The organism is Mesorhizobium sp. M7A.F.Ca.US.006.04.2.1 (genome assembly GCF_004022915.1).
GTDB classification, from domain to species: domain Bacteria; phylum Pseudomonadota; class Alphaproteobacteria; order Rhizobiales; family Rhizobiaceae; genus Mesorhizobium; species Mesorhizobium ciceri.
On record NZ_RZQA01000440.1, the window covers coordinates 1 to 5,325 of the forward strand.

At 62.5% G+C, this 5,325-nt stretch carries 8 protein-coding genes; 3 read left to right on the forward strand and 5 right to left on the reverse strand.

Annotation, left to right across the window (positions count from 1 at the left end; genetic code table 11):
• The 5 genes from EN925_RS21865 to hslV form a co-directional block, all read right to left on the reverse strand.
• A partial coding sequence (locus tag EN925_RS21865; RefSeq protein ID WP_128336914.1) for an AAA family ATPase occupies positions 1 to 560 on the reverse strand: 560 nt, incomplete at its 3' end.
• Between the two features lie 4 nt (positions 561 to 564).
• Positions 565 to 1,110 (reverse strand): DUF2585 domain-containing protein, encoded by a 546-nt coding sequence (locus tag EN925_RS21870; protein ID WP_224618702.1) that lies wholly within the window; start codon positions 1,108 to 1,110, stop codon positions 565 to 567.
• Between the two features lie 106 nt (positions 1,111 to 1,216).
• Positions 1,217 to 2,377 (reverse strand): hypothetical protein, encoded by a 1,161-nt coding sequence (locus tag EN925_RS21875; RefSeq protein ID WP_127369767.1) that lies wholly within the window; start codon positions 2,375 to 2,377, stop codon positions 1,217 to 1,219.
• A complete protein-coding gene (locus EN925_RS21880; RefSeq protein WP_127369768.1) occupies positions 2,374 to 2,889 on the reverse strand; it encodes a GNAT family N-acetyltransferase in 516 nt (171 codons plus the stop codon). The genes EN925_RS21875 and EN925_RS21880 overlap by 4 nt, the downstream gene beginning before the upstream one ends.
• A complete protein-coding gene (hslV, locus tag EN925_RS21885; RefSeq protein ID WP_013528351.1) occupies positions 2,879 to 3,430 on the reverse strand; it encodes an ATP-dependent protease subunit HslV in 552 nt (183 codons plus the stop codon). The genes EN925_RS21880 and hslV overlap by 11 nt, the downstream gene beginning before the upstream one ends.
• A gap of 242 nt (positions 3,431 to 3,672) precedes the next feature.
• Between hslV and hisB the strand changes: the two genes are divergently transcribed.
• The 3 genes from hisB to hisH all read left to right on the forward strand — a co-directional run.
• On the forward strand, positions 3,673 to 4,272 hold the full coding sequence (gene hisB / locus EN925_RS21890) for an imidazoleglycerol-phosphate dehydratase HisB (RefSeq protein ID WP_024502002.1): 600 nt from the start codon (positions 3,673 to 3,675) through the stop codon (positions 4,270 to 4,272).
• Positions 4,273 to 4,276: 4 nt separating this feature from the next.
• Positions 4,277 to 4,753 (forward strand): DUF2628 domain-containing protein, encoded by a 477-nt coding sequence (locus EN925_RS21895; protein WP_127369473.1) that lies wholly within the window; start codon positions 4,277 to 4,279, stop codon positions 4,751 to 4,753.
• Positions 4,754 to 4,776: 23 nt separating this feature from the next.
• Positions 4,777 to 5,325 (forward strand): imidazole glycerol phosphate synthase subunit HisH (gene hisH / locus EN925_RS21900; RefSeq protein ID WP_128336916.1); only part of this gene is annotated, 549 nt, incomplete at its 3' end.

The following is a 5,325-nucleotide window of genomic DNA, read 5'->3' on the forward strand; positions in this document are numbered from 1 at the left end:
ATATTTGCGCCCGGCATGCCGGGGATTTCAAATCCGGGCATGCCGCCGCTGCCGGTGTCGGCAACCTCGACCTCGATTTCCTTGTCGTCGAGCTCGCCGTCGCGCAGCTTCTTGCGGAAACTGTCGCGGGTGGCCGGGCTCGCCGTCTTGCCGACCAGTTCTTCCAGCACACGTTCCTCGGCGTTGACGTGGGCGCGCGCCTTGACGTCCTCACGCATCTTCTCGCGCACCAGGCCGATGGCGATCTCGACGAGGTCGCGGATGATCTGCTCGACATCGCGGCCGACATAGCCGACTTCGGTGAACTTGGTCGCCTCGACCTTGACGAAAGGCGCACCGGCCAGCCGCGCCAGGCGGCGCGAGATTTCCGTCTTGCCGACGCCGGTCGGCCCGATCATCAGGATGTTCTTGGGCATCACCTCTTCGCGCATCTGGCCTTCCAGCTGCTGGCGGCGCCAGCGGTTGCGCAAGGCAATGGCCACGGCGCGCTTGGCGTCCTTCTGGCCGATGATGAAGCGGTCGAGTTCCGAAACGATTTCGCGGGGAGAAAATGTGCTCATATCACTAAATTCCACTTTGCCACTGCTTGATGGCCTCGAACGGATGCAGCAGCATGATCACGTTGAGTGTCAGATTGTCCCGGATGAGGTAGCCGGTGCCGAGTTCGAAGATGATGGCGAGGCTGACGATCACCCATATAGGTAGCCTTCGCGCCATCACAAATCCCAGCACCATGGCCAGTGTGTCCGACACCGAATTGATGATGCTGTCGCCATAGTAATCGAGCGAAATGGTGCCGGCGCGGTAGCGGTCGATGATGAACGGGCTGTTTTCCAGCAGCTCCCAGCCGCCCTCGATGAAGACGGCGAACGCCAGCCTCAGGCCGATCGGCGAACGCGGGAACAGGAACCGCGCCAGCGCATAGAACAGGAAGCCGTGGATGATGTGCGAGAACGTGTACCAGTCCGAAATGTGCTGGGAATTCTCCGAACTGTTCACCACGCCATGCCAGAGCTTGACGTAGCCGCAGGTGCAGATCGGCGTCCGCCCCATGCCGTAGAGCGCCCCGGCCTGGAAGATGACCAGGGCAAGCACCAGCAGAAGCCCCATCCGCCAGCTGTCTTCGTAGGCCGAATAGCTGTTTTCCGTGGCCGGTGTCGTCATCGGTTCATTCCCCCTCGTTTCGCGTCGCCGTCTCGATCATCACAAAGCCCTGTCACGCCTTCAGCGGCGGCAGCCGGCGGATCACGGCCGCCGGCAAGGTGGGGTTGACCACAATCCGCCGGATACGCTGCCAGCCGGCCCCGAACAGAATAATCAGCGCGCCAACAACGACCAGGATCAAGGCAAAAGGCGGGATGCCCGTCGAATCGGAGGCGGAATTCACCAGATAATAGATGCCCAGCGAGCCGAAGTAAGCCAATGTAGGAACCAGAAGCGAACGGCGGTCTATGGCCAGCGCGACATAGAGGAAGCCAAGGATCAGAATCGTCAGCATGATGGTTGCATTGGCATCCGGCGCGATATGTCCGAATACGACGTTTTGGCCGGTTGCCATGATAAAGAGCGGATGCACCAGCATCGGCGCCGAGACGACATGCAGCCAGAAAGCGCAATCGGACCAGATCTTGCGTCGATCCCTGTCGTAAATGTCAAAAGCGACACCCGTTGCGAACACGATCAGGCCGCAGATCAGCGGCATGTAAAGGGCCGCGCGAAGCAATTCGGGAACGTCCTCGAGGCGCGGCGGCGCAATCGCGCCGGTTGTCACACTGTCATACAGGATTATCGCCGTTTGCAGGAAGGCAAGCAGTGTGAAGGCGATGGCGATGGTCCCGGCAATGATGGGGACGCGAAAGCGCCAGAAATAGATCGCCGCCGCGATTATTCCTCCGCCCAGGAACAGATATCCGGCCCGGGACGCCGTCTGGCGCAACGCCAATAGCTGCCAGATGGTTTCCGGCTTGCGTATGCCGAAGCTGGCCTCCACTTGCAGCGCCAGAGCGGCCAGAATGGCGGCCATGAAAATCAGGGCAAGCACGGACGACGATAGCTTCATCCGGTGCTGACGCGTGACGATTTCGGCGAGCCCCCAGGCGAAAACCGCGAGGATGCCGGCGATCCAGAATGTCTGGCCTGGAAGCAAGGTGGTGAGGACAAAGAAGAAGCCGGCGCTGAGCAGAACGGTTCCCACGGTGACGAACAGATCGTTGCCGCCGCCGACCAGCCGCAGGTTTTCCTCGTCACCCTCGTCACCGGCGGGCCTGGCCTCGGGGGCGAGAGCGACCGCGCGTTCCATGGCCTCCAACTGATCGCGCAAGGTCTGCGAGATCAAACCTTTCGCGACTGCCTTGTCGAGGGTTTCGGCGCTGATCAATTGGGCTCCTGCGTCGCGTCGCGCGCCATCAACAGGGCTGGCCCGTACTCCGATGTTCTGGTGTCAAAGGCAACAAAGCCGGCCTTTTCGTAGGCGCGGATCGCCCTGACATTGGCGGGATCCGGGTCGATGATGACGCGCGGAACACCTTCCTCGAAAAGCTGTTCGACGAATTGGCGCACGATCGCCGAGCCATGGCCACGCCCGACCAGCTCCGGCACGCCGATCGACACGTCGATGCCGAGCGTGCCGAACGGCTGGTCGGCGTAGGGGTGGTCGTCTTCCAGATGCGGATCGTAGCTCTGCAGATAGGCGATCGGCTTGCCGTCGAGCTCGACGATCAGCGGCTCGACGGAAATCGAGTCGATATGATCGCTAATCCCGGCGATTTCCGTCTCCGGATCGTCCCACCACTCTGCAACATGCGGCTGGGCAAGCCAGCCGGCGATCATCGGCAGGTCTTTCTCCGTCACCGGCCGAAAATCATAGGTCACCACCTCTTCAGGCGGCATCGAGCGTTTCGACGACGAAATTGTTGTTGGTGTAGACGCAGATGTCGGATGCGATCTGCATCGCCTTGCGGGCGATCTCCTCGGCATCCTTGTCGCTGTCCATCAGCGCGCGGGCCGCGGCCAGCGCGTAATTGCCGCCCGAACCGATGGCCATGACGCCGAATTCGGGTTCGAGCACGTCGCCGGTGCCGGTCAGCGCCAGCGAGACTGACTTGTCTGCCACCAGCATCATCGCTTCCAGCCGGCGCAGATAGCGGTCGGTGCGCCAGTCCTTGGCGAGCTCGACGCAGGCGCGCGTCAGCTGGTCGGGATATTGTTCGAGCTTGGCCTCGAGCCGCTCCAAAAGCGTGAAGGCGTCGGCGGTGGCGCCGGCGAAACCGGCAATCACATTGCCGCCCTTGCCGATGCGGCGCACCTTCTTGGCGTTGCCCTTCATGATGGTCTGGCCAAGGCTGACCTGGCCGTCGCCGGCGATCACCACCTTGTTGCCCTTGCGCACCGTCACGATGGTCGTGGCGTGCATGGTCAGTTCATTGGACATTTCTTGGGCTCCGAGCAGCGCCATCCCGATAAGGCGATTGGCGCGGTACGAGTAACTTTGATCGGCCATATGTATGCATGGGGCCGGTGATTGCAAATCGCTCTCTGGCAAGGCCGATACCGCTGCCAGAGGCAACTGGCAATCGCCGGATCATGCTGCTAGAAGGCTTTCGTTTTCAAGCTTGCGAGCGCTTGAAGCCTCTGAGCCGGTCACGATGTGAACCTCTGGACAAGGATAGAGTGATGCCGCCCCGTTCCGCCGAAGCGAGCCGTAAGACCAAGGAAACCGACATCTCCGTGTCGATCCATGTCGACGGTTCCGGCAAGTCGGATATCGCTACGGGCGTCGGCTTCTTCGATCATATGCTGGACCAGCTGTCGCGCCATTCCCTGATCGATATGACGGTCAGGGCCAAGGGCGACCTGCACATCGACGATCACCACACGGTCGAGGACACCGGCATCGCGCTCGGCCAGGCCTTGACCAAGGCGCTCGGCGAGCGGCGCGGCATCATGCGCTATGCCTCGATCGACCTTGCCATGGACGAGACGCTGACGCGCGCGGCGATCGACGTCTCCGGCCGTCCCTTCCTGGTCTGGAACGTTTCGTTCTCGTCGCCGAAGATCGGCACCTTCGACACCGAACTGGTGCGCGAGTTCTTCCAGGCGCTGGCGCAGAATGCCGGCATTACGTTGCATGTCACCAACCACTATGGCGCCAACAACCATCACATCGCCGAGACCTGCTTCAAGGCGGTGGCGCGCGCGCTGCGCGCTGCTCTCGAACGCGATCCGCGCCAGCCGGATGCGGTTCCCTCCACCAAGGGATCGTTGAAGGGATAAGGCCATGGCCACCTACGTCGTGATGGAACCGCCAGGCCGCAGCGAAAAGGCTGATGCGACGGCCTTTGTCCGCGATGGCTTCACCTGGCTGGGCCTCCTGGTGCCGCCGCTATGGTTCGCCTGGCATCGGCTGTGGATCGAAGCAGCACTTACCTTCGTCGTCATGGGCCTGCTTTCGATGCTGGGCCAGAAGCTCGGCCTTGGTCTGGCTGGGTCGCTGCTGTCGTTGCTGGTTTCGCTCTATGTCGGCCTGGAAGGGCAAGGCCTGCGCATCGCGGCACTTCGCCGGCGTGGTTGGCACGAGTGGGGCGCGGTCGAAGCCGGTTGGCTCGACGATGCCGACACACGCTATGCGCTGGAGGCGGAAGCGCTTGCCGATGAGGTTGTGCCGGCGCCGCGCATGGTCCCCGATGCTGCCTTCGCGCGGCCAGCGCAGCCGGGCATTGCGCTGGGGCTGACCCACATACCGGGAAGAAACTGACATGATTCCGGGAAGAAGCTGATATGCGGGTTGCGATCATCGACTACGGCTCGGGCAATCTGCGCTCGGCCACCAAGGCTTTCGAGCGCGCCGCGCGCGAAGCCGGCATCGTGGCGCAGATCGACCTGACGGCCGATGCCGAGCGGGTGCGCACGGCCGATCGCATCGTCCTGCCCGGCGTCGGCGCCTATGCCGATTGCGCGGCCGGCCTGCAGGCCGTCGAAGGCATGCGGGAAGCCGTCGAAGATGTCGCCATCGTCAAGGGCCGGCCTTTCCTCGGCATCTGCGTCGGCATGCAACTGATGTCGCAGCGCGGCCTTGAAAAGACAATTACCGAGGGCTTCGGCTGGATATCGGGCGACGTCAAGGAGATCATGCCTTCCGATCCGGCGCTGAAGATCCCGCAGATCGGCTGGAACACGATCGAACTCAAACGCCAGCATCCACTGTTTGCCGGCATTCCCACCGGGACCAACGGGCTGCACGCCTATTTCGTGCACTCCTACCACCTCGATGCGCGCAAGCCGGACGAAGTGCTGGCGGTCGCCGATTATGGCGGCCCGGTGACGGCG

Excerpts from the sequence above, each read along its gene's own strand:
- hslV (WP_013528351.1), bottom strand. The coding sequence starts at position 3,430 with ATGTCCAATGAACTGACCATGCACGCCACGACCATCGTGACGGTGCGC.
- EN925_RS21870 (WP_224618702.1), bottom strand. The coding sequence starts at position 1,110 with ATGGGGCTTCTGCTGGTGCTTGCCCTGGTCATCTTCCAGGCCGGGGCG.
- hisB (WP_024502002.1), top strand. The coding sequence starts at position 3,673 with ATGCCGCCCCGTTCCGCCGAAGCGAGCCGTAAGACCAAGGAAACCGAC.
- EN925_RS21880 (WP_127369768.1), bottom strand. The coding sequence starts at position 2,889 with ATGCCGCCTGAAGAGGTGGTGACCTATGATTTTCGGCCGGTGACGGAG.
- EN925_RS21895 (WP_127369473.1), top strand. The coding sequence starts at position 4,277 with ATGGCCACCTACGTCGTGATGGAACCGCCAGGCCGCAGCGAAAAGGCT.